Below are 21,678 nucleotides of genomic sequence, written 5' to 3' on the forward strand. Positions count from 1 at the left end.
ATGGTTCGCCTATCAACGGACACGCGCAGTGCAGGTCCGATTTCGAAAGGGGCCTTTTGTTTGAGCCTCGGATTGGGTCCGACGCCCTAAGCCCCGTAGTTTCTCTTCTGGTCAAGCATCACGGCGCCGACGATCAGGGCACCCTTGAGAACTTGCTGGTAGTAGGATTGGATACCCATCAGATCGAGGCCGTTGTTCATGACGCCGATGATCAGCGCGCCGATCAACGTGCCCGTCACCCGGCCGATGCCTCCCGAAAGGCTAGTCCCGCCGATCACCACCGCCGCGATCGCATCCAGCTCATAGGCAATGCCGGCCTGGGGAAGCGCCGAGCCGGTGCGGGCGCTGAGCAGCATCCCGGCGAGGCCGGCAAGGCCGCCGGATATGACATAGACGACGAACTGGATGCGGGTAACGTTGATGCCCGAGGTCCTGGCCGCATGAGGGTTGCCGCCGACGGCATAGATGTAACGGCCGAAACGGGTCCGATTGAGGATCCACCAGGAGACCGCAAACACGACTGCGAGAACGACGACCGGTGCGGGTATGCCAAGGACATTGCCTGTGCCGATCCAGCGGAATGCTGGTGTCAGCGCGGGAACCGGACGACCTCCGCCATAGATGAGGGTCAGTCCGCGCGCCGCCGACAGCATGCCTAGCGTCGCCACGAAGGCCGGCACCGAAAACCGCGACACGATCACGCCGGAAACGGCACCGCAGGCAATGCCGACCAGCAGGCCGATGCCGAGACCCAGGGCGACCGGATAGGGCGCGCCGGAAATCCCGGCGGTCGCGGAGGAGGTCACGAAGCTGGCGCTGACGATGCCGGCAAGCGCGACGACGGAGCCGACCGAGAGATCGATGCCGCGCGTCAGGATGACGAAGGTCATGCCGATGGCGAGGACACCGTTGATCGAGGTCTGCAGCAGCACGTTCGAGATGTTGCCGGCCGTCAGGAAGAACTCGTTGGAGACCGAGAGAACCGCCGCCAGGATCAGGAACGCGAGGAAGATCCCGTATTCCTGAATCAACAGCCGGCGCTGCTCCGAGCCGAGCCAGCCGCTCGCATTCCTGTTGTCGCTAACCGACATCACCGGCTCCTTTGCCGCTGAGCGAACACCCCTGTTCATGTTGAAAGGTGGACGAGTGATTGGGCATTCGTTTCCTCCCGGCTGTAGATTCCGGCACTTCTGCCGGCGCGCATCACCATGATCCGGTCCGCCATGCCGAGGACCTCGTCGATTTCGGACGAGATCATCACGACCGTGCCGCCGGCAGCGGCGAAATCGCTGATGATCCGGTAGATTTCACGCTTGGCGCCGACATCGACACCGCGGGTCGGCTCGTCCAGAAGCAGGACTTTCGGATTGCGAAGGAACCATTTACCGAGCACCACCTTCTGCTGGTTGCCGCCCGAAAGGCCGGAAACCGGCATCGTGTCGCGGGCAGCCTTGATCTGGAACTGCTCGCGCATGTCGCGGCTTGCTTGCGCCTCCCGAGCCCGATCCATGGCGAAGCTGGGGCTCATTTCAGGCAGGCTCGCCATGCAGATGTTTGCGCGCACGCTGTCGGAGAGATTGAGACCGGTCAGCTTGCGGTCCTCGGTGACCAGAGCCAACCCATGCGCCATGGCATCCGCCGGCTTTGAAATGGTGACCTCGATACCGTCGACCTTGATGCTTCCCGTCGATGGCTTGTCGAGCCCGAAGAGGCAGTTGAAGATTTCTGTCCGCCCGGCTCCCATCAGGCCGTAGATGCCGAAGATTTCTCCCTTTCGCACCGAAAACGAAATGTCCTCGATCTTGTTCGGGCAACTGAGCCCGGCAATTTCGATACCGGGTTCTTGCGTCGGCGTGCTGGTCTTGGCGAATTCCTCCGACAGCTCGCGGCCAACGATCATGCGAATGAGCTCGGGCCGATCGATGTCCGCAAGCGCGCCGCTGCCAACATAGGCGCCGTCGCGAAAGACCGTGTAGGAATCGGCGATCTGAAAGATCTCCGACAGACGGTGGGAAACATAGACGATGCCACGCCCTTGCGCCTGCAGGCGGCGGATCGCGGCAAACAGGTGCTGCGCCTCCCGCTCGCCGATCGCCGACGTCGGCTCATCCATGAAGATGACCTCGGCGTCGTGACTGAGCGCCTTGGCAATCTCGACGAGCTGCATCTGCGCAACCGAGAGGTTCATCATGTACTGCGTGGCCCGGATATCGAATTCCAGATCGTCCAGCAGCCTTTGCGCGGACCGGTTCATCGCACGGAAATCGATGCCTCCGAAGCGCGCCTTGGGCTCGCGGCCGAGATAGATATTCTCGGCAACCGTCATGTGGGGAACAGGGCTGAGCTCCTGCTCGATAATGGCAATGCCCGACGCCAGCGCGTCGGCGGGGCTTGCGAATTCCACATCCTTGCCGCGGCGGCGGATCGAGCCGGCATCGCGGTTGAAGATACCCATCAATATCTTGAGAAAGGTCGACTTGCCGGCGCCGTTACCGCCGCACAGGGCATGGACCGTGCCGGCGCGAAGCTGGAGGCGGCCTTCGCGCAAGGCTGCAACGCCGCCAAAGGACTTTGCCAGCCCTTCCACCTCGAGCAAAAGCTCCACGTAGTCTTCCTCCCTTTGGGCATTCGGCAATCCTTTTTGGTGGGGAGCCGATCGACACGGGGTAGCCTCCGCCCTGGTGCCAATGTGACAATAGTCAATATTTGTTCGACAAATGTCAAGTCATGGATTCGGCTTGATCGTGGCGCTGGAAATCAGGGTCGAAGCGGCCGCAACATCGCACTTGCCGGGTAGGTGCCGAGACGACGGCGACCGTAACGCGCATGCCGGCCGTTCGGCCACGCAGTGCGCCGACATCTTCTGCGGCATCCATAAGGAGTCGGGCGATCTGGAATGAGTGTTTCCCCGATCGCTTCACGCTAGTTCCGATCCGTCAAATGCCGGGATCGGACGCTTTGGGGCCAATTTTCAGTGGCGCGTCGTTTTCATCCGGATTGGGGACGGGGGCTTCGTCGGGAAGTCTGTCCGGATCCGGCTCACGCACCGGCTTCGGCTCGGGAAACGGCGGTGGCGTGGGCGCCGGAGTGGGCGTTGGTTCGGGAGTGGGAAGAATGGCCATGGTGTGATTTCCTTCCGCTCGCTGCATTCTGCCTTGGCGGGTCATCGACGTCGGGTGGGATTTCTGACGCCACCCGTTTCGACCGGTTTCGCTCTACGGGCTGATGCACGCAGAACGACCACGCGTGCCTATGGTTCCGATACGAGCCTCCGACGATCCCGCAGGCATCAGGCGCTCGTGGCAGGACGGCGCCGTCAGAAAATTGATCGAATGGTCCCCGCATGAGGGCCTTGTCGGCGTCGTGGAGCGCCATAATTTCCATTTCAGGGTGGGACAAACTCACCTGCTGAATAGGAGGCGGTCGTGAAGCACCAAACACTTGACCAACTGCATGCCGTTGCCGACGTTCACGCTGAAGCAACAGACCTCGTGGCGACTCGAAGCCAGCGTCTCGAACGTTGGGCGAAACTGCTAGAGCAAAATCCCGATCGGCGTCTCGAAGCGCTGACGGGCACCGAATACAAATCCCCTGAGATACGCGAAAAAATGCGCTACAACGACTCGCCTCTCACCGTTGCCTTCGAGGATCCGATTTTTCGCGCACAAGGCTTGAGAGATGACACCTATGGCGAAGCCAGGCGCTTCTTCGAGCTGACCGACTGGCAGTTGCACGAAATCGTCTGCCATTGCCATGTCGGCGCCACGATACGAGCGCGGTGGGCTGCCTCTCGCGTCCGTGCGGCAATGTCGGAGAGGTTCGGTTTCTTTGCCTGGCTGCGCGGAACATTCATGCATTGAAGCATCGGCATTGACGCTACAGGTCGGCATGTTCGGATGATGGAGGCGGCGAAGTGATTTTCACGCCTCCAATGGTCGTTGATGACGGATGCCGTTCGGCGGCGATCCGCCATCGGCGAGACTTGGATACCATCCGCATGGGCGGGATTCAGTCGGCGGGCGCGGTGTAGCGGCGATGGACCGCTTCCGCGATGGCGGCGCGGCTTCTATGCGGATCGAGACTATCGTCATCCTCGATGATAGCCGCTTCCTCCGCAAGTTCCATGTCCTTGACCTGGTTGCGGAACCAGGCCGAATAGTCGCCCGCGCGCAAGTGATGCTCCCAGGTGCGGTCGTCGATCCCCTCGGCGAGATGGAGGAACATCATGAGATTTTGCGCTTTCAGGTTGAGCGTGCCGTCAGCGCCGCGGAAATAGAAACTGTTGTCGCCAAGATCGCCCTCGGCATATTTGCGTATATGGCGCTTGCGTTCCTGCCGGGGACGTTCGACCGAGATCGGCCTCGCGGGATCGGCTGTCGAGCGGTTCCAATACAGAACCTTGTTTTCCGGTGGCGGCGCGACGCCCTCCGGCACGTCCTCGCCAATTGCGGCACAGAAGCTATCGACGACCTTGTCGGCTTCCGGGCCAAGGGCCAGCACCGTGTCGACACCTGCCAGCACGTCGCGCGAAACCAGATCGGGATGGACTGTGACCAGAATGGTCGCCGAAAGGCTTTTTGGAAGCGCAAAGGATGTGCCGTCGCGTGCGTGCGGCAACAGGTGGTGTGCCTCGTCGATGATCAGCCAGTGCGGGCGTCCGGTGCGGGCGCGAAGCGCGGCAAGCTCCGGCAGCAGCTTGGCGAAGGCGTTTGGCCGTTCCCCGGTCTTGATCCCGAGCATGTTGACGGCGACATTGTTGGACGGCTTGGACAAAAGGTCGAAGATTTCGCGTGAGCTCGGCGGGCTTTTGGCGTCCCCAACCACCAGCACGTCCTCCAGTTCCTCGTAGTCGCCTTCCGGGTCGAGCACGCAAAACTGGAAGCCTTGCTCGACGAAGCGTTCGGTCAGGGCGGTGGCGAGGGTGGATTTTCCGATCCCGGACGTGCCGGCCAGCAGGACGCTGCCGCCGCGCGGTGAAAGGTGCATCACTGCGCCCGATCCGTCGTCCGCGCCAATCTCGATGCGTTGCCGCGCCGTGTCCAGCGAGGCGGCGTCATGCGAGATGAGGCCCTCGATCAACTCCCTCACGCCCGCGCCGCGGGCACCATTCGTCACGTGGCCCGCCGTCTCCCTTACCTTCGGCAGGGCATTGGCAACTGCAACGCCGAAGCCGACGGCGCGCAGAAAGGCGTGATCGTTCTCCGCATCGCCGATGCCGACGACATTGTGGGCGGACAATTCCAGATCCTCGAGGGCAGCGGCAAGACCGGTCGCCTTGTTGACCCCGCTCGGCAGCACCATGACGGCACCCTTGTTGAAGATTATCTCCAACTCCAAGCCAAGGTCCTTGATCACTTCCAGCACGATGGTCTCGTTGGGCTCCCTGGTGGCGACGACGGAACGTCCCATCGACAGGGGCGCGATCTTGCGCATCATCAGCCTGTCGACGAATTCCGCCGGAGGGGCAGGCGCAAGGATGCGCTCCTTCTTCGAAGCCGGCGTGTAGACGAGCGCGCCGTTTTCGGCGACGACCTTGTCGAAAATGCCAAGCTCCGGGAAAACGCTTTCGAGGTCGGCAAGCTCGCGACCGGTCACCATTATCAACTTGCGGCCGGTTTCCTTCAGCCGCTCGAGCGCAGCACGGGTCGCATCGGAAACGATCCCGTTTTCCGCGAGTGTGCCGTCGTAGTCAGTGGCTAACGCAAGGGCATACATCGAACCATTGTCGGCAGCCCGAAAGCCGACCCGAGATGCTTTCTCGCCGAACTGAGCGGAAAGGCATCTGTTTCGGTGACTTCCATTGGCCGAATCCCGTCATCGTTTGTCATGGCCGCCCGCAATCATGGCTGATTGGTCCCAACGGCGCTGGCTGTCGATTGTTCCCAGCGGCGCAAGGCAAGAATCGCGGAGGCCTGGCTTTTTGGTTGAGCATTGGGTGTTTTCCGAAAGCTGGTACCCACTTTCTAGCCGATGATCCTGAATCCGTTCGGCTCCTGACCGGGATCGACGTCTTGGGATGTCACGCCGGAAACCGACGCTCCGGTCGGCCCTTTCCACAACCGGTTCATCATCGTCGAAACCGCGCCTTCGGCCCCGACGATCAGTGCCGTTACGGATCCGTCATCTTCGTTGCGAACCCATCCGGACAGACCAAGCCTCTCGGCCTCGGTCCGTGTCCACACGCGAAACGAGACGCCCTGCACCCTTCCACTGAGCCTGACGCGTACCGCTTTGCGCCCATCCTCCATCATGATCACCTCCGTGCCAGTGGTTTTCTCATATCTTCAACTCCCCGGCGGCGGAAAAGGCTCCGCCTTCGCATTTCCAAGGGCTTCGGCCGGCCGCCAGTCCGATCCGCTGATGTCGGCAACGGAACCATGCGGCGGCGGCTTTGTTAAGGACGGACAGCTGCAGGTTGCTGGGCTTCGGAGCCACGATTTCATGACTAACGATTCTCCAACGGGAGGCGCCATCCCGGCATCCGTTCCGACGATCGATCCAAAAGCCGCGCCGACGCTTCAGCACGCCGAGGCCGAGGTCTTCTACACAGAGGCGATCCGCGAGCTCGCCGCGACGGACATCCCCTTTCTTGTCGCCGGCACCTATGCGGTGAGCGCCTACACAGGCGTCACGCGCCAGACGAAGGACCTCGACATTTTCTGCAAGGCCGGCGATTACGCGCGCATTCTCGCGCATTTCAAGCAGGCCGGCTATGCGGTCGAGATCGTGGACGACCGATGGCTTGGAAAGGTCTTCAAAAGCACGCATTTTTTTGACGTCATATTCGCTTCAGCCAATGGCACCATGCCGGTCGGCGACCAATGGCTGGAGCATGCACGGCAAATCGAGCTGCTGGGCAGTCAGGTGCGGATCGTAGGTCCGACCGAGCTTATCTGGTCCAAGTGCTTCATCCAGGACAGAGGCCGCCACGACGGCGCCGACGTCGCTCATACAATCCTCAAGGCGCAGGATCAGATCGATTGGCACCGGCTGCTTTCCTATCTGGAGGTTCACTGGGAGGTGCTGCTGATGCAGCTTCTGAATTTCCGATGGATCTATCCGAGCGAGCGCGATCATATCCCGGCCTGGCTGCTCGACGAATTGCTTGACCGGCTCGCCAAGCAGAGGGAGTTGCCTACTCCCCGAATGAAAATCTGCCGCGGACGCCTGCTTTCGCCGACCGACTACGAGATCGACGTGAAGGAATGGGGCTTTGCCGGCGTCGGTGGAACAGGAGAATTTCGTGATGGCTGAGAAGGGCACAACCGCCACGGCAAGAGTTGGGAACGGCGGCACCGTCAGGATTGCGGCTGTCGGCGATCTGCATGTGCGTGAAGACGGCCAGGCCTCCTGCCGTGATCTCTTCGGCGAGGTCTCGCGCGAAGCGGACGTCCTCGTTCTCACCGGCGACCTCACCAATCTCGGCAAGCCCCGAGAGGCCGAAATCCTTGCGGAGGATTTGCGCGCCTGCGCAATCCCGGTCGTCGCCGTGCTCGGCAACCATGACTATGAATCCGGCGCGGTCGAAGACGTCGCCCACATCCTTCGGCAGGCAGGCGTCCATCTTCTTGACGGCCAGACGACGGAAATCAAGGAGGTCGGCTTTGTCGGCGTGAAGGGTTTCATTGGCGGTTTTGGGTCACGCATGCTCGGCTCTTTCGGTGAGCCGGCGATCAAGGCGATGGTTGCTGAAAGCGTCAGCGAGTCGATGCGGCTCGAAAACGCAATGCGGCAGGTTCGCACCGAACGCACGCTCGTCGTCCTGCACTACTCTCCGGTCATCGAGACGGTCGCTGGCGAGCCGTTGGAGATTTTTCCGTTCCTGGGCTCGTCGCGCCTGGCGGAGACGATCGATCGGTTCAAGGTCACCGCCGTGGTGCATGGCCACGCGCATCGCGGCGTCTACGAAGGCCGCACACCCGGTGGTGCCCCGGTATATAACGTCGCCATGCACGTGGCGAAGCCGACCGGCCGTCCCTACGCCTTGCTCGAAATCTGAAACACTCTGCGCGCCGTTAGAGCGGGATGCGTTCAAGTTGACCTAGGCTTCCCGCTCTAACGATTTGTTTAGCCGCATTTCTGCGACGCCAAGTGATTCCACTTGGCTGCAAAATGCTAGCGATCGATCTCGCCGAACACGATATCGAGCGACCCGATGATCGCAGCGACATCGGCGATCATGTGCCCCCGCGACAGAAAATCCATCGCCTGCAGATGGGCAAAGGACGGCGCCCGGATCTTGCATCGATAAGGAATATTGCTGCCGTTCGAAACCAGATAGACGCCGAACTCGCCCTTTGGCGCCTCAACCGCGGCGTACACCTCTCCTTCGGGCACGCGAATACCCTCCGTGTAGAGTTTGAAATGGTGGATTGTCGCTTCCATTGAGCGCTTCATCGTCGCTCGCGGCGGCGGCGTGATCTTCTGGTTCGGGATCGCGACCGGCCCGCGGCCCTCGGGCGATCTCAATTTCTCCAGGCATTGCTTCATGATCCGAACCGATTGGCGCATTTCCTCCATGCGGACGAGATAGCGGTCATAGCAGTCGCCATTCTTGCCGATCGGAATGTCGAAATCCATCTCGGAGTAACATTCATATGGCTGTGCCTTGCGCAAATCCCATGCCGCTCCCGACCCGCGCATCATAGGCCCGGAGAAGCCCCAGGCCCAGGCGTCGTCCTGCCCGATCACACCGACATCGACATTGCGCTGCTTGAAGATGCGGTTGCCGGTGAGCAATTCGTCGAGGTTGTCGCAGACCTTGAGGAACGGGTCGCAGAAAGCCCAGATGTCATCCAGAAGCTTCGGAGGCAGGTCCTGGTGCACGCCGCCGACCCTGAAATAATTCGCATGCATGCGGGCGCCGGAGGCGCGCTCATAAAAAACCATCAGCTTCTCGCGCTCGGCGAAACCCCAAAGTGGCGGGGTCAGCGCGCCGATGTCCATGGCCTGTGTCGTGACGTTGAGGAGATGCGACAAAAGCCGGCCGATTTCGCAAAAGAGAACACGGATGAGCTGTCCGCGCTTCGGCACCGATACTTTGAGCAGCTTCTCGGCGGCGAGACAGAACGCATGCTCCTGGTTCATCGGCGCCACGTAGTCGAGCCGGTCGAAATAGGGCAGGGCCTGCAGATAGTTCTTGTACTCGATGAGTTTTTCCGTGCCGCGGTGGAGCAGGCCGATATGGGGATCGGCGCGGTCGACGATCTCGCCGTCCAGTTCCAGCACCAGCCGCAGCACGCCGTGAGCAGAGGGATGCTGCGGCCCGAAGTTGAGGGTGAAGTTGCGAACTGCGGCTTCGACCATGACGATGCTCCGCTGTGCTGGGTTTCAGGGCCGAAGCCGAGTGGTCCGGTCCGGCCACGCCCGCACCGCCGATCAGGTGGTTGTCTGGATGATCAGCGTCAGCATGCCATCGCCATCGATGTTGGCAGCGACAACCTGCGAGGAATCCAGCCCGCTCGCCGCCAGCGCCGTTGCTGCCTGCGGCGACGCGTCGATCGAGCTCTGCAGGGTAAGCAGATCTTCAACGCTGGTCTGGGTGATCACGGCCTCGGCTTGTGTCTTGAGTTCCGGAGGCAAATCCTCGAGGGCGACGATCGCAATCCCGGTAAAGTTCTGGTCCGTGAAACCTTGATCCGGTAGCGCTTGATCCGGCAGGGCTTGGTCGGGCGTTTGGTTAGGCAGGCTTGGATCGGGCAAGGCTTCCGGGGCCGGGGGTGCGATTTGGGGAAGCTGCGGGTCGGTGGATTGCGCGTGGATCGGCTGCGCCAGCGCCAATCCCGAAAGGGCGGCAATTGTCGTCAACATGCGCATGATCGTTCCTTCCGTTTTTCCGTTTTGCTCGGGGAGGATCACTTGGTCACCACTCAACCATTGTGCCGGATTATGGTTCCCGTCCGCCACCGATATGGCCATTGGTGGAAGCTCTGCCACAACGCCCATCCGGTCGCGCGGGTCGAAACATGGAACGATTCCGAAAGGCATTCATTCTTCCTCGATCACACCCTTGATCACAGGTTCGGCGGGGCGCTTCACCTTGAGGAGAAAGCCATGAGAATCAGCGAGTGCATGACACAGAATGTTCAGGTCGCCAGTCCGGACCAGTCCTTGCGGGATGCCGCACGAGCCATGGCCGATCTTGACGCCGGTGTTCTGCCCGTCGGTGAGAATGACCGGCTGGTCGGCATGATCACGGACCGCGACATTGCTGTCCGCGGCATCGCGGAGGGCAGAGGTCCCGACGCCAAAATCAGGGACGTGATGAGCGCGGAGGTACAATGCTGTTTTGACGACCAGGAAGTCGACGATGTCCTTCAGAACATGGGCAATCTCAAACTGCGACGAATGCCGGTGATCAGCCGCGACCGGCGGTTGGTTGGCATTGTCTCGCTCGGCGATCTCGCCACGAATGGCGAGGCGGCCTGGGCCGGCGAAGCGCTGGGCGGCATCTCGCAGCCGGGCGGCGACCATTCTCAGACGGCGCACTGATGCATCATAATCGAATTTGAAGTTCCTGCTCCATCGCCGGCATCGTCGCTCGGGAACTTCGAATCCAAAACCACACCGGATTCACTCCTTAGCGCCGCAGCGCCGTGCGCCCGTTCGCATGATCCTCCGGGAAAATCGATTCCGATTTCCGGGTCATGCGTCGGGCCGACGCTACGCAACGGAGAATCGATCGATGACCCACAGCCATGTCCCGTCGCCTTGGCGGCGGGCGACCTCAGCGGTTACGGTGCCATCGGGAAGACGGGTTGACGTGAGTGCCAGGTCTCCGCTGACAACAGCCGGTGCCTGATCTCCGGCAGCAAATTTTCGGCCCGTTGCGGTGATCTCCGCGAAGAGTGCCCGGATCGCTTCCCGGCCACGCGTCAGCTGCCCTTCACCGCTGTCGACGACGGCATGCTGCTCAAAAAGCGCGGCCATGCCGTCGATATCTCCCACCCACTGCCGCGAAATCAGCAGCCGCTCCAAATCCTGGGGATCACGCGCCGGCTCACGGCCAGGCTCATCGGTCATGGCGACACTCCTCCGATGCTCTCATGAACTGCAGGTTCTCACGAACTGCAGGGTCTCATGAGTTGCAGGCTGCCGCAAAGGCCTTGGCGGCTTGGGCACTGCCCTTGAGGGAAACATCGTAGGTGGATTCTCCGCCGAGGTTGATGTGAAGACTGCTTCCGGATGCGATCCAGCTCAGGAGGGGATCCTTGGCGCTAGCCTTGAATACCGGCATGGCGACGCCAAGGTCAGGGAGACCTGGATTTCCCCGAGGTAGAGCAGCTTGGCGATCATCCTCCCCGGTCGACATCGCGGTCCGCAACGCGCCATTTGGCGGCGCCGGCGCGGCGCCGGTGGCTGCGGCCCTCGTTGAGGAAGTCGGCGATCCTTGCCGCCAACTTCGCCGATGCGAAGGTGAGCAGCCGGTCGTGATGGACGACGGGCTCGTCGTTCTCATTGTCCCAGATCTCGAACCGGCAGCTTGGGTTCGGTATGGCTTCGAAACGGTTCTTCATATCGATGGTCCCGGTTGTTTGGTTGCCTTGGGCGGTTTACGGCGCCAGGGCAGGCGCCTGCGGTCCGGCCAGAACCCGCAGCCTCCTCGTCATGGAGCCGACGGTTCCGGAGAGCTTGAGGCCTCCGGTAATCGGCTGTGATCGACGGACGGAGGTTCTGCGACCCCGGCTTACGGATGGCTTACGGGCGTTTTGGATTATGCTTTTTGCAGCGGGCACGCTCGCTCGATGTCGGCTCGGCTAGCTGGCCTTCGGCGCGAGGCGCTGCGCGACATGGTCGGCGATCGCCAGGCTTGAGGTCAGGCCGGGGCTCTCGATGCCGAACAGATTGACCAGGCTGTCCACGCCGTGCACCGCCGCGTCCTGGATGACGAAGTCGGCATTGGCTTCGCCCGGACCGGAGAGCTTCGGCCGGCTCCGCTATAGGCCGGCTGTAGGGTGCCATCAGGCAGGTCCGGCCAGTATTTGCGGATCTCGTCGTAGAAGCGCTCGCCACGCGTTGGATCTACCTGATAGTCGAGTTGATCCGTCCATTCGACGTCCGGCCCGAAGCGGGCGACGCCGTCGAGGTCGAGCGTCAGATGCACACCGAGCCCGCCGGATTCGGGGATGGGATAGACCAGCCGCGAGAAGGGCGCCCGGCCGGCGACCGAAAAATAATTGCCCTTGGCATAGCGAAGTTCCGGCACGAATTGCGGGTCGAGCCCGTCAAGCGATCGGGCAAGCGTCGTGGCGCCAAGCCCGGCGGCGTTGATGAAGCGCGCGGTGGCGATTTCAAAGCGCTCGCCGCTGGTGCTGTCGATGGTGTCGAGCACGATGCGTCCACCATCGACTCGCTCACCCTCGATGCGACCGGCGACAATGCGGGTGTTGAGGCTGAGTGCCGCCCCGTGCTCCTCTACGTCGCCCCGCAAAGCAAGCATCAGGGCGTGGCTGTCGATGATGCCGGTGGCGGGCGACAGCAGGGCGGCCGTGCACCGCAGCTTGGGCTCCAGCGCGCGTGCCCCTGCTGCGGTCAAGGGTGTCAGGTCGCCCGCGCCGCAAGCAGAGGCGTTGGCCAGAATGGAAGCAAGCACCGGCTCCTGTTCGGCATCTGTGGCGACGATGAGCTTGCCGCAGCGCGCATGCGGAACCGCCCGCTTCTCGCAATAACGGTAAAGCTGTTCCCGGCCTGCCACGCAGAGCCGGGCCTTCTGCGATCCGGCCGGATAGTAGATGCCCGCATGGATGACCTCGGAATTGCGCGAGCTGGTCCCGGTGCCGATGGCGTTCTCGGCTTCGAGGATCAAGGTGTCCAGGCCGCGTTGCGCCATCTCTCGCGCAATCGCGAGGCCAATGACGCCGGCGCCGGCGACGATGCAGTCGACATGGTCCATGATCAGGCCACCTCAGCCTTGTAGTTGTGCCTGCCGGTGAGCCGTTCGACGATCACGATCCGGCGATGCGCATAGGCGGCTCCGCGCAGGTTCTCGCGTTCTGCGACCTCGAAGCTGAAATTCAGCATGTCTGCGTCCACCCGCCAGCCCTTCCGAAAGGGCTTGACACCCTTACGAGAAACAGATGCATCCAACAGCATAATGCAAGAGGCGATGCGCGCCGAAACGGCGGCAGGGCCTAGTCCCGGCATGCAGGACAGGAACCATCATGGACGCACGCCCGAATTCTCCCGAAGCCCGCGACATCAGCTACCACATGCACGCCTACACCAATGCCCGCAAGCATGAGGAGGCAGGGCCGCTCATCATCGAGAAGGGCGACGGCATCTATGTCGAGGATCTGGCCGGCAACCGCTACATCGAGGCGATGGCCGGGCTTTGGAGCGTTGCGGTCGGCTTCTCGGAGAAGCGGCTGGTCGATGCGGCGGTGCGCCAGATGTCCAAGCTGCCTTACTATCACGACTTCGGCTCCAAATCGCATTCGCCGCTGATCGATCTCGCCGAGAAGCTGGTGCAGATGGCGCCGGTGCCGATGAGCAAGGCGTATTTCACCAATTCCGGCTCCGAGGCCAACGACACGGCCATGAAGATGATCTGGTACCGGTCGAATGCGCTCGGCCAGCCGGCACGCAAGAAGATCATCAGCCGCATTCGCGGCTATCACGGCGTCACCATCGCCTCGGCAAGCCTGACCGGCCTGCCCAACAATCACATTTCCTTCGACCTGCCGATCGCCAGTGTGCTGCACACGTCGACGCCGCACCATTGGCGCGAGGCGCTGCCAGGCGAGAGCGAAGAGCAGTTTTCGAGCCGGCTTGCCGACGACTTGGAAAAGCTGATCCTGGCCGAGGGCCCGGAAACCATCGCCGCCTTCTTCGGCGAACCGATCATGGGCGCCGGCGGCGTCATCGTTCCCCCGGCCGGCTACTGGGAGAAGATACAGGCGGTGCTGTCGAAATACGACATCCTGCTCGTCGCCGACGAGGTCATCTGCGGTTTTGGCCGAACCGGCGAGATGTTCGGTTCGCAGACCTTCGGCATCAGGCCTGACATCATGGTGCTGTCGAAGCAGATCTCTTCCTCCTACCTGCCGATCTCGGCCCTGCTGATCAACGAGAAAATGTTCGAGCCGATTGCCGACGAAAGCAATCGGATCGGCACCTTCGGTCATGGCTTCACCGGCGGCGGCCATCCCGTCGCGGCGGCGGTCGCGCTCGAGAACCTGAAGCTGATCGAGGAGCGCGACCTTGTCGGCAATGCGCGCACGGTCGGCGCGCATATGCAGAAACGGCTGCGCAACCTCGCTTCGCACCCGCTTGTCGGCGAGGTGCGTGGCGTCGGCCTGATCGCGGCGGTCGAACTGGTCGGCGATAAGGTGACCAAGACGCCGTGGGAGACGGCCGGCGCGCTGGGCGGGCTTGTCAACGGCTTCATGCAGCAGAACGGCGTCATCTCGCGCAACATGGGCGACGCGCTGGCCTTCTGCCCGCCGCTGATCATCACCGAGCCCCAGGTCGATCAGATGATCGACGCGTTTGAAAGATCGCTCGAAGCCGCGGTCAAGCAGGTCGGATCACAGAGCTGATCAGGTCGTCCAAAGCCAGAGCTGAATGGGCCTTGGTGATTGGCGAAGCCGAAGCGGTATCCAATCTCCCCCCTTGCGGGGGAGATGTCCGGTAGGACAGAGGGGGTGTGAAGGATCGCCAACTTTCGACTTCAGCCTTGCCAACCCGAATCAGCTTGAGGGCGCGGCTGCGATCGATTGACAGGTCGGAGGGAAGCACCCCCTCTGCCTGCCGGCATCTCCCCCGCAAGGGGGGAGATCGGCAGCTTCGGCGGCGCCGCCAAGCTCGGTAATTGGTCTGAAGCGATTGCTGGGAACGATTGCCCTGGGCCACACTTGAACATCCGTTGCGCGGGTGCTACGTCGCCCATATCGACAGGGGCGCTCCGTATTGCCGGGGCTGAGATGGTGGGTGCAAGCCTTCGGTCCCTCAAGCTGATCTGGGTAATGCCAGCGGAGCGAGGCGACCATGTTTTCAGGTGCACAGATTTCCCTGTATCCGATGTGCGACGATTTCGTCGGCGTCATCCTTGGGGCGCTTTCGGCGCTCGATCCGTATCGACCGAATTTCCGCATCGAGACCGACGACATCTCGACGCTGATCGTCGGCCCGCCGGAACAGCTTTTCCCGGCCATGCGCGACCTCTTCGCATCGGCGGCGGCGAGTGGCGTGCATTGCGTGTTGTCGGCGACGGTGTCGCGCGGCTGTCCGGGCGAGCCTGACGATCCAATCTGCACACCGATTTCCGGCAGCAGCCACGAGCTGTCCCTGGCAGAGCGCATCGGCGCGGCGCGGGCGCATGTCGATGGTGCGAAAAAACTCGGACAAGAGGTCGCCGCGCAGTTCTCGCTCTATCCGCTCGGCGAGGGCCATCACATGGATGAGATCTACGGCTGCATCGACTTCCTCAAGATTTCGGGCGTCTTCGACAGGTCGAAGAATTTCTGCACGAAGCTGAGAGGCGATGCCGGACCGGTGTTCGCGACGCTGTCGGAAGCCTTCCTTCGCTTCGGCGCGCCGCAAGGCCATGTCGCGCTCGATCTCACCGTGTCGGCGAACAGCCCGAGTCCTTGTTAGGGCGTGTCGATATTCGGGGTGGGCGACGACGTCGATCGGCCGGCCCTCGGCCGCCACCGCGGCGGGATCGCGCTCAGGTGATGTCTCAGTTTAACTTGCGGCTCACGACCCAGCCGACCTTGTGCAGTGCCGACCGCCGTTGATTTGCTCGATCATTCCGTCAGCGGGGAAGGATGTTCGATATTTCGCGTCGCGACCTGACACTTGGCGCAGCCGGTGCTCATGCTGCGTTTGGGCTCCACAAGCCGATCACGTTTGTCGACGCGGCCCGCGCTCAACACGCCGTCGCTCAACCTTTCCGAAAATACAAGGTTGGCGACATTGAAGTCTTTTCTCTGATTGATGGCATGCGTGACGTTCCCCTGCGGGAGGGTATGGTCAGGAATGTCAGCGTCGAACAGGTCAAGACGGCGTTGCGTGGTGCCGGTTTTCCCGACAATCAGGCGCCCCTGCGGTTTATCGTCATGGCGCTAAAGCTGCGCGATCAAGTGGTCTTGATCGACTCGGGTACCGGCGGTCATCCGATTTATGGTGAGGGGAACGGCCGGCTATTCGAGAGCATGGCTGCGGCGGGCCTTGACCCCAAGGCAGTCAAGACAATCCTGATCTCCCATCTGCACGGCGACCACATTTATGGCCTCATGAACAATGAGAGCAATGCGCAGGTCTTCCCGGATGCCGACATCGTGGTGCCCGCCGAGGAATTGAAATGGTGGACGCGCCCGGGAGTCGAGTCGATCGATCTCGGACCGACGCGCAAGGGCCTCGCTCAGCGCATTCAGGCTACGGTGGCTACGTGGAAAAACGTCAGGACCTTTGAGGGAGAACCAGAACTCCTACCTGGCGTGCACGCCGTTCAGGCCCCCGGCCATAGCCCGGGAATGGTCGCGCATCTGGTCACCTCGGGCGGCAAACAGCTCCTGATCAGCGCTGACGTGGTCAATCTTGCGCCCCATGTTTCAACAAATCCCGAGTGGCAGCTTGCTATCGACCAGGATCCGCAAATGGCCGTCGAAACGCGAAGGAAGATCTTCGATCGCGCGGTCGCCGACAAGCTCACCATTTCGGGTACTCACTGGTTGATGCCGAACGTCGGCACGTTGTCCAAGGATGGCAACGGCTACGTATTCGCAGCCGAGGGGTAAAATCACACTACCCGCTGCCAACTGGACGACGACGGCTGCCGCGCCGGACGAACCGGTCGGCGTCAGACGTCGAACGCAGAACCAAGCGAGAGCGATAATCTTGGCTATCAACGGGTCGCTGCGAGATCCGAAATGGCGTCTGGAACGACCACCAGCTTGCCGACGAAATCCTTGGCGATGAAATCCGCTTGGGCGCGGTGGAAATCGGAGAGCCTGTAGACGCCGCCGACCAGCGGCCGGATCTTCTTGTCTTCGATGTAGCGAACAATACGGCGGAAGTCGTGCCGCGTGCCCTGGCTCGAGCCGTGCAACTGCAACTGCTTGAGATACATGGTGCGCAGATCGAGCTGCACGACCGGGCCGGCAATTGCGCCGGCTGTGGTGTAGCGGCCTTCGGGCCTGAGGATGCGCAGCAGATCGTTGAAGATCGCGCCGCCGACCAGATCGGCAACCACGTCGATCGGCTGGCCGCCGGTTGCCTCATTTACCGCAGCCGGCAGGTCGGCCACACCCCGGGTGATCACCGCCTCGGCGCCGATGTCGAGCACGGCCTGTTCCTTGCCCTTGCCGACGACTGCATAGGGGACGGCGCCGCGCGCCCGCGCCAGCTGCACGATGCCGGAGCCGACGCCGCCCGACGCGCCGGTGACCAGCACGCGCTCGCCGGCCTTCAATGCGGCGCGTTCCAGCATCTGCTCGCCGGTGAGATAGGCGCAGCAGAAGGTGGCGAGTTCGACATCGGTCAACTCGGTGTCGACGACATGGGCGTTCTCGGCCGGCACGGTCTGATACTCGGCATAGCCGCCGTCACGGCCGTGGCCCATATAGTCGATGTCGGCGAGTGAATCGTCGTCGCGGTTGTAGATGGAGAAGTCGACCATCACCCGCTCGCCGATACGGTCCGGCGAGACACCATCGCCGACTGAGACGATGTGGCCGACCGTGTCGGTGCCCTGGATGCGCGGGAAGCTCAGCGTGTTGCCCTGACGCCGCCAGGTCGATACGGCGGCAGCATCTTCCTCCGTGCCATAGGCGCCCTGTCGCACCCAGACATCGGTGTTGTTCATGCCGCAAGCGGTGACCTTGATCAGCACTTCGTCAGGGGCGGGCGACGGCACTTTCACGTCGGTGCGGTAGACGAGCTTTTCCGGTCCGCCGTGACCGATCAGCTGCACGGCGGCCATGGTGGCGGGGAGGGAGGGATGAGAGATCATCGATTTAGCTTCCAGATATTGCAGGTTGGCGCTGCCCCTCACCCTTACCCTCTCACCGTGAAGAACGGGGAGAGGGGGTCGCCAGCGCTGGTGCTTGACCCTTCTCCCCGTTTACGGGGAGAAGGTGCCGGTAGGCGGATGAGGGGCAGCGCCAACCGTCGAAAGTTAGAGATTGGCAAACACGCTCTTCACCGCATCCGCCGTCTTCGACACGACGATGTCGGCCTCTTCGCGCGTCAGGCAGAGCGGCGGCGCGAAGCCGAGAATGTCGCCTTGCGGCATGGCGCGGCCGATGACGCCGCTTGCCGCAAGGGCGGTCGCGACCTGCGGCCCGATCTTCTGCGAGGCGTCGAAGAACACGCGGTCGTCCCGGTCGGCGACGAACTCGATTGCCGCCAGCATGCCGTCGCCGCGGACGTCACCGACATGTTTGTGGCCGCCGACGGCTTTCGTCAGTTCGGCGCGGAAATAGGCGCCGGTCTCACCGGCGTTGGTCACCAGGTCCATCTCGTCGATCAGCTCGAGATTGGCGACGCCGGCGGCAACGCAGATCGGATGCGCCGAATAGGTCCAGCCATGGCCTATGCTGCCGAGCTTGTCGGAACCCTGCACCAGCACCTGCCAGACCTTGTCTGCGACGATGACGCCCGACAGCGGCGCATAGGCCGAGGTCAGGCCCTTGGCGATGGTGATCAGGTCGGGCTTGATGCCGTAATGGTCGGAGCCGAACATGGTGCCCAGCCGGCCGAAGCCGGTGACCACTTCGTCGGCGACCAGCAGCACGTCGTACTTCTTCAGCACCGCCTGGATTTTTTCCCAGTAGAGGGCGGGCGGCGGCACGATGCCGCCGGTGCCGAGGATCGGCTCGCCGATGAAGGCGGCGATCGTGTCCGGGCCCTCGGCCAGGATCATCTCTTCGAGCTTGTCGGCGCAGTGTTGGGAAAACTGCTCCTCGCTCATCGAGCGGTCGGCGCGGCGGAAATAGTAGGGCGCCTCGGTGTGCAGGATCGGCGCACGCGGCAGGTCGAAGGCGTTGTGGAACAGGTCGAGCCGGTCAGCGACCCGTCATGACGCCGGGAGCCGTGATAGCCGCGCCAGCGCGAGATGATCTTCTTCTTCTCCGGCCGGCCGAGCACGTTGTTGTAGTACCAGATCAGCTTGATGTTGGTCTCGTTGGCGTCGGAGCCGGAGAGGCCGAAATAGACCCTCGACATCCCTTGCGGGGCGCGGTCGATGATCATCTTGGAGAGCGTGATCGACGCCTCGGTGCCGTGGCCGACATAGGCATGGTAGTAGGCGAGGTTCTTGGCTTGCGCGGCGATGGCATCCGCGATTTTCTGGCGGCCATAACCGACATTGACGCAGTAAAGCCCGGCGAAAGCATCGATGCTCTTGCGCCCATTATTGTCCCAGATGGTGACGCCTTCGCCGCCGGCGATGATGCGGGTCGGGCTCTCGCCGCGCGCGTGGGTGCCCATATGGGTCGAGGGATGGAAGAAGTGGTCGCGGTCCCAAGCGGCGAGTTCGTTGGACTGGTCGAGCATCTTTTTTACTCCTAAGGAAAAGTGTGGGGCGCGGCCTAGGCCACATCCAGGCAGAGGTATTTGAGATCGGTAAAGGCTTCGAGCCCATGGCGCGAGCCCTCGCGGCCGATGCCGGACTGTTTGACGCCGCCGAACGGGATCGGCGCGCCGGTGATCTTGACCCGGTTGATGGCGACCATGCCGTAGTCGAGCGCGCGGCCCATGCGCAACTGGCGGCCGCCGTTCTCGGTGACGACATAGGCGACGAGGCCGTACTCGGTGGCGTTGGCGCGGGCGACGACTTCCTCTTCGCTGTCGAAGGGCGTCACCGCGGCGACCGGACCAAAAGTTTCCTCGCGCATGATCAGCGCGTCGTCGGTGACATCTGCCAGCAGGGTCGGCTGGTAGAACAGCGGTCCTGCAGAATCGCGTTTGCCGCCGGTGAGGCAGCGTGCGCCATGGGCGAGCGCATCGGCGACCTGCTCCTCGACCTTCTTGACGCCGCGCTCGTGCATCAAAGGCCCGATGTCGGTGTCATCGGCCAGGCCATTGCCTGTCCGCAACGCGTCGATGCGCCTGGCGAAGGCGGCGCAGAAACGATCGTAGATCGGGCGCTGGACATAGATGCGGTTGGCGGCGAGGCAATCCTGGCCGGAGGTGGCGAATTTGGCATCGACGGCGATGGTCACAGCCTTGTCGAGATCGGCGTCGGCAAAGACGATCAGCGGCGCATGACCGCCAAGCTCCATCACCAGCCGCTTCATCGTCGGCGCACTTTGCGCGGCGATCAGCCTGCCGATCTCGGTCGAGCCGGTGAAGCTCATGGCGCGAATGCGCGGGTCTTCGCACATCCGCCCAACAATGGTCGAAGCCTTGCCTGTGACGATGTTGAAGACACCTGCCGGCAGGCCGGCGCGCTCGCCAAGCTCAGCGAGCGCGAGTGCCGACAGCGGCGTTTCGGATGAGGGGTGCGCGACGATGGTGCAGCCGGCGGCAAGGGCGGCGGCCGCCTTGCGGGTCAGCATGGCCGCGGGAAAATTCCACGGCGTGACGACGCCGACGACACCAAGCGGCTCGCGCCGCACCATCATCTCGGCGTTTGGCAGATGGCTGGTGACGCTTTCGGCGTTAAGGCGTTTTGCCTCCTCGGCATACCACTCGACGAAAGAGGCGGCGTAGTCGATCTCGCCAAGCGCTTCCCTAAGCGGCTTGCCCTGCTCGAGCGTCATCAAGAGCGCCAGATCCTCTTTGGCAGCGATGATCAGGTCGAACCATTTTCGTAGGATTTTCGAGCGCTCCTGCGGCAAAAGTCCGCGCCAGGCGGGAAAGGCGCGCGATGCCGCGTCGATCGCCTTGCTCGTCTGCCTGCTATCGAGCGCGGCAACCCAGGCAACGGTGGCGCTTGTGGCAGGATCGGTCACCTCGAAGCTCTCGGCGGCCTCACTCGCCGTCCAATGGCCGTCGACATAGGCGAGCTCGCGCAGCAGCCGGCGGTCGGCGAGGCGGTCGAGTGCATCATGGCGGTGTGGGCGGGCAAAATGCGCGGACATGTTCGAGGTCTCCCGATGTCGAGGCGATGTGGAGAGACTATGCGCGCGATGCAGACAGAGAGACTGTTTCAACGCCGTTGCGTAGAGAGATTGTCTCTATTGCATCGCCCGGGTAGACGATCTCTCTAGCGTTACGACGACACCGGCAGCAGATCCGCCACCGGCAAGGAAATCTCCTCCTTCACCGTCTTGGTGACGATGTAGGTGAAATAGCGATCGATGCCGATCTCGCGTTCGAGCAGCGCGTCTACGAGCCGCTGATAGGCGTCGATGTCGCGCGCCATCACTTTCAGCAGATAGTCGACGCCGCCGCCCACCGACCAGCAGGCAACGATTTCGGGAACATCGCGGATGACGCGCTCGAAGCGGTCGAAATCGGCTTGTCGGTGGCTGGCCAGCGTCACCTCCATCAGCACGGTGGCGACCGGTGCGACGGCGCGCATCGCAACCTTGGCGTGATAGCCGGAGACGATGCCGGCCCTTTCCAGCTTGCGCAGCCGCATCCAGCACGGCGTCGGCGACAGGCCAACCTTGTCGGCCAGCGCCAGCTTGGTGATGCGCCCGTCGCGCTGAACCGCGTCGAGGATTTTGAGGTCGATCTGATCGAGTTTCAATGCGGCCATGAAGCGTCTGCTTTTTTCTTGCCCGACAC

General features: G+C 62.5%; 22 protein-coding genes, 2 pseudogenes and 1 riboswitch. Of the genes and pseudogenes, 8 read left to right on the forward strand and 16 right to left on the reverse strand.

Annotated elements, in window-relative coordinates; all coding sequences use genetic code 11:
* Positions 1-86: 86 nt before the first annotated feature.
* A complete protein-coding gene (locus EJ075_RS20545) occupies positions 87-1,091 on the reverse strand; it encodes a sugar ABC transporter permease (protein ID WP_095489258.1) in 1,005 nt (334 codons plus the stop codon).
* 35 nt (positions 1,092-1,126) lie between these two features.
* Entirely contained in the window at positions 1,127-2,605 is a 1,479-nt protein-coding gene (locus tag EJ075_RS20550; protein WP_095489123.1) for a sugar ABC transporter ATP-binding protein, read from the reverse strand.
* Between the two features lie 133 nt (positions 2,606-2,738).
* On the opposite strand from EJ075_RS20550, the gene EJ075_RS33210 reads away from it, so the two are divergent.
* The gene (locus EJ075_RS33210; RefSeq protein WP_158302706.1) at positions 2,739-2,900 is read left to right on the forward strand and encodes a hypothetical protein; all 162 of its coding nucleotides are present in this window, start codon (positions 2,739-2,741) and stop codon (positions 2,898-2,900) included.
* A 36-nt stretch (positions 2,901-2,936) separates the two neighbouring features.
* Here EJ075_RS33210 and EJ075_RS20555 read toward each other — a convergent pair whose 3' ends face one another.
* A complete protein-coding gene (locus tag EJ075_RS20555; RefSeq protein ID WP_095489125.1) occupies positions 2,937-3,122 on the reverse strand; it encodes a hypothetical protein in 186 nt (61 codons plus the stop codon).
* Between the two features lie 303 nt (positions 3,123-3,425).
* Here EJ075_RS20555 and EJ075_RS20560 point away from each other — a divergent pair, with 303 nt between their 5' ends.
* Positions 3,426-3,860 (forward strand): hypothetical protein, encoded by a 435-nt coding sequence (locus EJ075_RS20560; RefSeq protein ID WP_095489126.1) that lies wholly within the window; start codon positions 3,426-3,428, stop codon positions 3,858-3,860.
* A 148-nt stretch (positions 3,861-4,008) separates the two neighbouring features.
* Here EJ075_RS20560 and EJ075_RS20565 read toward each other — a convergent pair whose 3' ends face one another.
* Together EJ075_RS20565 and EJ075_RS20570 are read right to left on the reverse strand one after the other, a co-directional pair.
* Positions 4,009-5,715 carry an HAD-IIB family hydrolase gene (locus EJ075_RS20565; RefSeq protein WP_126105522.1) on the reverse strand — a complete coding sequence of 569 codons (1,707 nt, stop codon included), beginning with the start codon at positions 5,713-5,715 and terminating at the stop codon, positions 4,009-4,011.
* Positions 5,716-5,963: 248 nt separating this feature from the next.
* On the reverse strand, positions 5,964-6,248 hold the full coding sequence (locus EJ075_RS20570) for an acylphosphatase (protein WP_095489128.1): 285 nt from the start codon (positions 6,246-6,248) through the stop codon (positions 5,964-5,966).
* 193 nt (positions 6,249-6,441) lie between these two features.
* Between EJ075_RS20570 and EJ075_RS20575 the strand changes: the two genes are divergently transcribed.
* Complete coding sequence (locus tag EJ075_RS20575) at positions 6,442-7,254, forward strand: hypothetical protein (RefSeq protein WP_095489259.1); 813 nt, start codon at positions 6,442-6,444, stop codon at positions 7,252-7,254.
* The gene (locus EJ075_RS20580; RefSeq protein WP_126105523.1) at positions 7,247-7,999 is read left to right on the forward strand and encodes a metallophosphoesterase; all 753 of its coding nucleotides are present in this window, start codon (positions 7,247-7,249) and stop codon (positions 7,997-7,999) included. The genes EJ075_RS20575 and EJ075_RS20580 overlap by 8 nt, the downstream gene beginning before the upstream one ends.
* Positions 8,000-8,115: 116 nt before the next feature.
* On the opposite strand, the gene EJ075_RS20585 is transcribed toward EJ075_RS20580, so the two are convergent.
* Together EJ075_RS20585 and EJ075_RS20590 are read right to left on the reverse strand one after the other, a co-directional pair.
* Positions 8,116-9,306: an NADH-quinone oxidoreductase subunit D gene (locus EJ075_RS20585; RefSeq protein ID WP_126105524.1), complete on the reverse strand. Its 1,191-nt coding sequence runs from the start codon at positions 9,304-9,306 to the stop codon at positions 8,116-8,118.
* 72 nt (positions 9,307-9,378) lie between these two features.
* The gene (locus EJ075_RS20590; RefSeq protein WP_245457969.1) at positions 9,379-9,987 is read right to left on the reverse strand and encodes a hypothetical protein; all 609 of its coding nucleotides are present in this window, start codon (positions 9,985-9,987) and stop codon (positions 9,379-9,381) included.
* A 66-nt stretch (positions 9,988-10,053) separates the two neighbouring features.
* On the opposite strand from EJ075_RS20590, the gene EJ075_RS20595 reads away from it, so the two are divergent.
* Positions 10,054-10,491 (forward strand): CBS domain-containing protein, encoded by a 438-nt coding sequence (locus EJ075_RS20595; RefSeq protein WP_126105525.1) that lies wholly within the window; start codon positions 10,054-10,056, stop codon positions 10,489-10,491.
* 171 nt (positions 10,492-10,662) lie between these two features.
* On the opposite strand, the gene EJ075_RS20600 is transcribed toward EJ075_RS20595, so the two are convergent.
* From EJ075_RS20600 to EJ075_RS34030, 5 genes and pseudogenes are all read right to left on the reverse strand, one after another.
* A complete protein-coding gene (locus tag EJ075_RS20600) occupies positions 10,663-11,022 on the reverse strand; it encodes a nuclear transport factor 2 family protein (RefSeq protein WP_126105526.1) in 360 nt (119 codons plus the stop codon).
* Positions 11,023-11,077: 55 nt separating this feature from the next.
* A complete protein-coding gene (locus EJ075_RS33215; RefSeq protein WP_164547153.1) occupies positions 11,078-11,236 on the reverse strand; it encodes a hypothetical protein in 159 nt (52 codons plus the stop codon).
* A 55-nt stretch (positions 11,237-11,291) separates the two neighbouring features.
* Positions 11,292-11,516, reverse strand: coding sequence for a hypothetical protein (locus EJ075_RS20605; protein ID WP_126105527.1), 225 nt, complete (start codon positions 11,514-11,516; stop codon positions 11,292-11,294).
* Positions 11,517-11,756: 240 nt separating this feature from the next.
* A pseudogene (locus EJ075_RS20610) lies at positions 11,757-12,892 on the reverse strand (NAD(P)/FAD-dependent oxidoreductase).
* A gap of 2 nt (positions 12,893-12,894) precedes the next feature.
* On the reverse strand, positions 12,895-13,020 hold the full coding sequence (locus tag EJ075_RS34030) for a hypothetical protein (protein ID WP_281033429.1): 126 nt from the start codon (positions 13,018-13,020) through the stop codon (positions 12,895-12,897).
* A 140-nt stretch (positions 13,021-13,160) separates the two neighbouring features.
* Here EJ075_RS34030 and EJ075_RS20615 point away from each other — a divergent pair, with 140 nt between their 5' ends.
* The 3 genes from EJ075_RS20615 (at position 13,161) to EJ075_RS20625 (ending at position 16,739) form a co-directional block, all read left to right on the forward strand.
* Positions 13,161-14,537 (forward strand): aspartate aminotransferase family protein, encoded by a 1,377-nt coding sequence (locus EJ075_RS20615; protein ID WP_126105528.1) that lies wholly within the window; start codon positions 13,161-13,163, stop codon positions 14,535-14,537.
* Between the two features lie 346 nt (positions 14,538-14,883).
* Positions 14,884-14,995: riboswitch (TPP riboswitch) on the forward strand.
* Positions 14,986-15,594 carry a YkoF family thiamine/hydroxymethylpyrimidine-binding protein gene (locus EJ075_RS20620; RefSeq protein ID WP_126105529.1) on the forward strand — a complete coding sequence of 203 codons (609 nt, stop codon included), beginning with the start codon at positions 14,986-14,988 and terminating at the stop codon, positions 15,592-15,594. It overlaps the preceding riboswitch by 10 nt.
* 173 nt (positions 15,595-15,767) lie before the next feature.
* Complete coding sequence (locus EJ075_RS20625; RefSeq protein WP_126105530.1) at positions 15,768-16,739, forward strand: MBL fold metallo-hydrolase; 972 nt, start codon at positions 15,768-15,770, stop codon at positions 16,737-16,739.
* A gap of 107 nt (positions 16,740-16,846) precedes the next feature.
* Here the strand turns inward: EJ075_RS20625 and EJ075_RS20630 are convergent, their stop codons facing one another.
* The 4 genes and pseudogenes from EJ075_RS20630 to EJ075_RS20645 form a co-directional block, all read right to left on the reverse strand.
* Positions 16,847-17,953 (reverse strand): alcohol dehydrogenase family protein, encoded by a 1,107-nt coding sequence (locus EJ075_RS20630; RefSeq protein ID WP_126105531.1) that lies wholly within the window; start codon positions 17,951-17,953, stop codon positions 16,847-16,849.
* 165 nt (positions 17,954-18,118) lie between these two features.
* Positions 18,119-19,497, reverse strand: a pseudogene (locus EJ075_RS20635) (aspartate aminotransferase family protein).
* Positions 19,498-19,532: 35 nt separating this feature from the next.
* Positions 19,533-21,026 carry an NAD-dependent succinate-semialdehyde dehydrogenase gene (locus EJ075_RS20640; RefSeq protein ID WP_126105532.1) on the reverse strand — a complete coding sequence of 498 codons (1,494 nt, stop codon included), beginning with the start codon at positions 21,024-21,026 and terminating at the stop codon, positions 19,533-19,535.
* A 131-nt stretch (positions 21,027-21,157) separates the two neighbouring features.
* Complete coding sequence (locus EJ075_RS20645) at positions 21,158-21,640, reverse strand: Lrp/AsnC family transcriptional regulator (RefSeq protein ID WP_164547303.1); 483 nt, start codon at positions 21,638-21,640, stop codon at positions 21,158-21,160.
* Between the last annotated feature and the right edge of the window lie 38 nt (positions 21,641-21,678).

The sequence above is a fragment of the Mesorhizobium sp. M6A.T.Cr.TU.016.01.1.1 genome (assembly GCF_003952585.1).
Classification (GTDB): domain Bacteria; phylum Pseudomonadota; class Alphaproteobacteria; order Rhizobiales; family Rhizobiaceae; genus Mesorhizobium; species Mesorhizobium mediterraneum.

Coding starts and splice junctions, on each gene's coding strand:
- EJ075_RS20615 (WP_126105528.1), top strand. CDS start 13,161: ATGGACGCACGCCCGAATTCTCCCGAAGCCCGCGACATCAGCTACCAC.
- EJ075_RS20640 (WP_126105532.1), bottom strand. CDS start 21,026: ATGTCCGCGCATTTTGCCCGCCCACACCGCCATGATGCACTCGACCGC.
- EJ075_RS20565 (WP_126105522.1), bottom strand. CDS start 5,715: ATGTATGCCCTTGCGTTAGCCACTGACTACGACGGCACACTCGCGGAA.
- EJ075_RS20555 (WP_095489125.1), bottom strand. CDS start 3,122: ATGGCCATTCTTCCCACTCCCGAACCAACGCCCACTCCGGCGCCCACG.
- EJ075_RS20605 (WP_126105527.1), bottom strand. CDS start 11,516: ATGAAGAACCGTTTCGAAGCCATACCGAACCCAAGCTGCCGGTTCGAG.
- EJ075_RS33215 (WP_164547153.1), bottom strand. CDS start 11,236: ATGCCGGTATTCAAGGCTAGCGCCAAGGATCCCCTCCTGAGCTGGATC.
- EJ075_RS20575 (WP_095489259.1), top strand. CDS start 6,442: ATGACTAACGATTCTCCAACGGGAGGCGCCATCCCGGCATCCGTTCCG.
- EJ075_RS20570 (WP_095489128.1), bottom strand. CDS start 6,248: ATGGAGGATGGGCGCAAAGCGGTACGCGTCAGGCTCAGTGGAAGGGTG.
- EJ075_RS34030 (WP_281033429.1), bottom strand. CDS start 13,020: ATGCTGAATTTCAGCTTCGAGGTCGCAGAACGCGAGAACCTGCGCGGA.
- EJ075_RS20620 (WP_126105529.1), top strand. CDS start 14,986: ATGTTTTCAGGTGCACAGATTTCCCTGTATCCGATGTGCGACGATTTC.
- EJ075_RS20595 (WP_126105525.1), top strand. CDS start 10,054: ATGAGAATCAGCGAGTGCATGACACAGAATGTTCAGGTCGCCAGTCCG.
- EJ075_RS20630 (WP_126105531.1), bottom strand. CDS start 17,953: ATGATCTCTCATCCCTCCCTCCCCGCCACCATGGCCGCCGTGCAGCTG.
- EJ075_RS20590 (WP_245457969.1), bottom strand. CDS start 9,987: ATGCCTTTCGGAATCGTTCCATGTTTCGACCCGCGCGACCGGATGGGC.
- EJ075_RS20580 (WP_126105523.1), top strand. CDS start 7,247: ATGGCTGAGAAGGGCACAACCGCCACGGCAAGAGTTGGGAACGGCGGC.
- EJ075_RS20545 (WP_095489258.1), bottom strand. CDS start 1,091: ATGTCGGTTAGCGACAACAGGAATGCGAGCGGCTGGCTCGGCTCGGAG.
- EJ075_RS20625 (WP_126105530.1), top strand. CDS start 15,768: ATGTTCGATATTTCGCGTCGCGACCTGACACTTGGCGCAGCCGGTGCT.
- EJ075_RS20600 (WP_126105526.1), bottom strand. CDS start 11,022: ATGACCGATGAGCCTGGCCGTGAGCCGGCGCGTGATCCCCAGGATTTG.
- EJ075_RS20585 (WP_126105524.1), bottom strand. CDS start 9,306: ATGGTCGAAGCCGCAGTTCGCAACTTCACCCTCAACTTCGGGCCGCAG.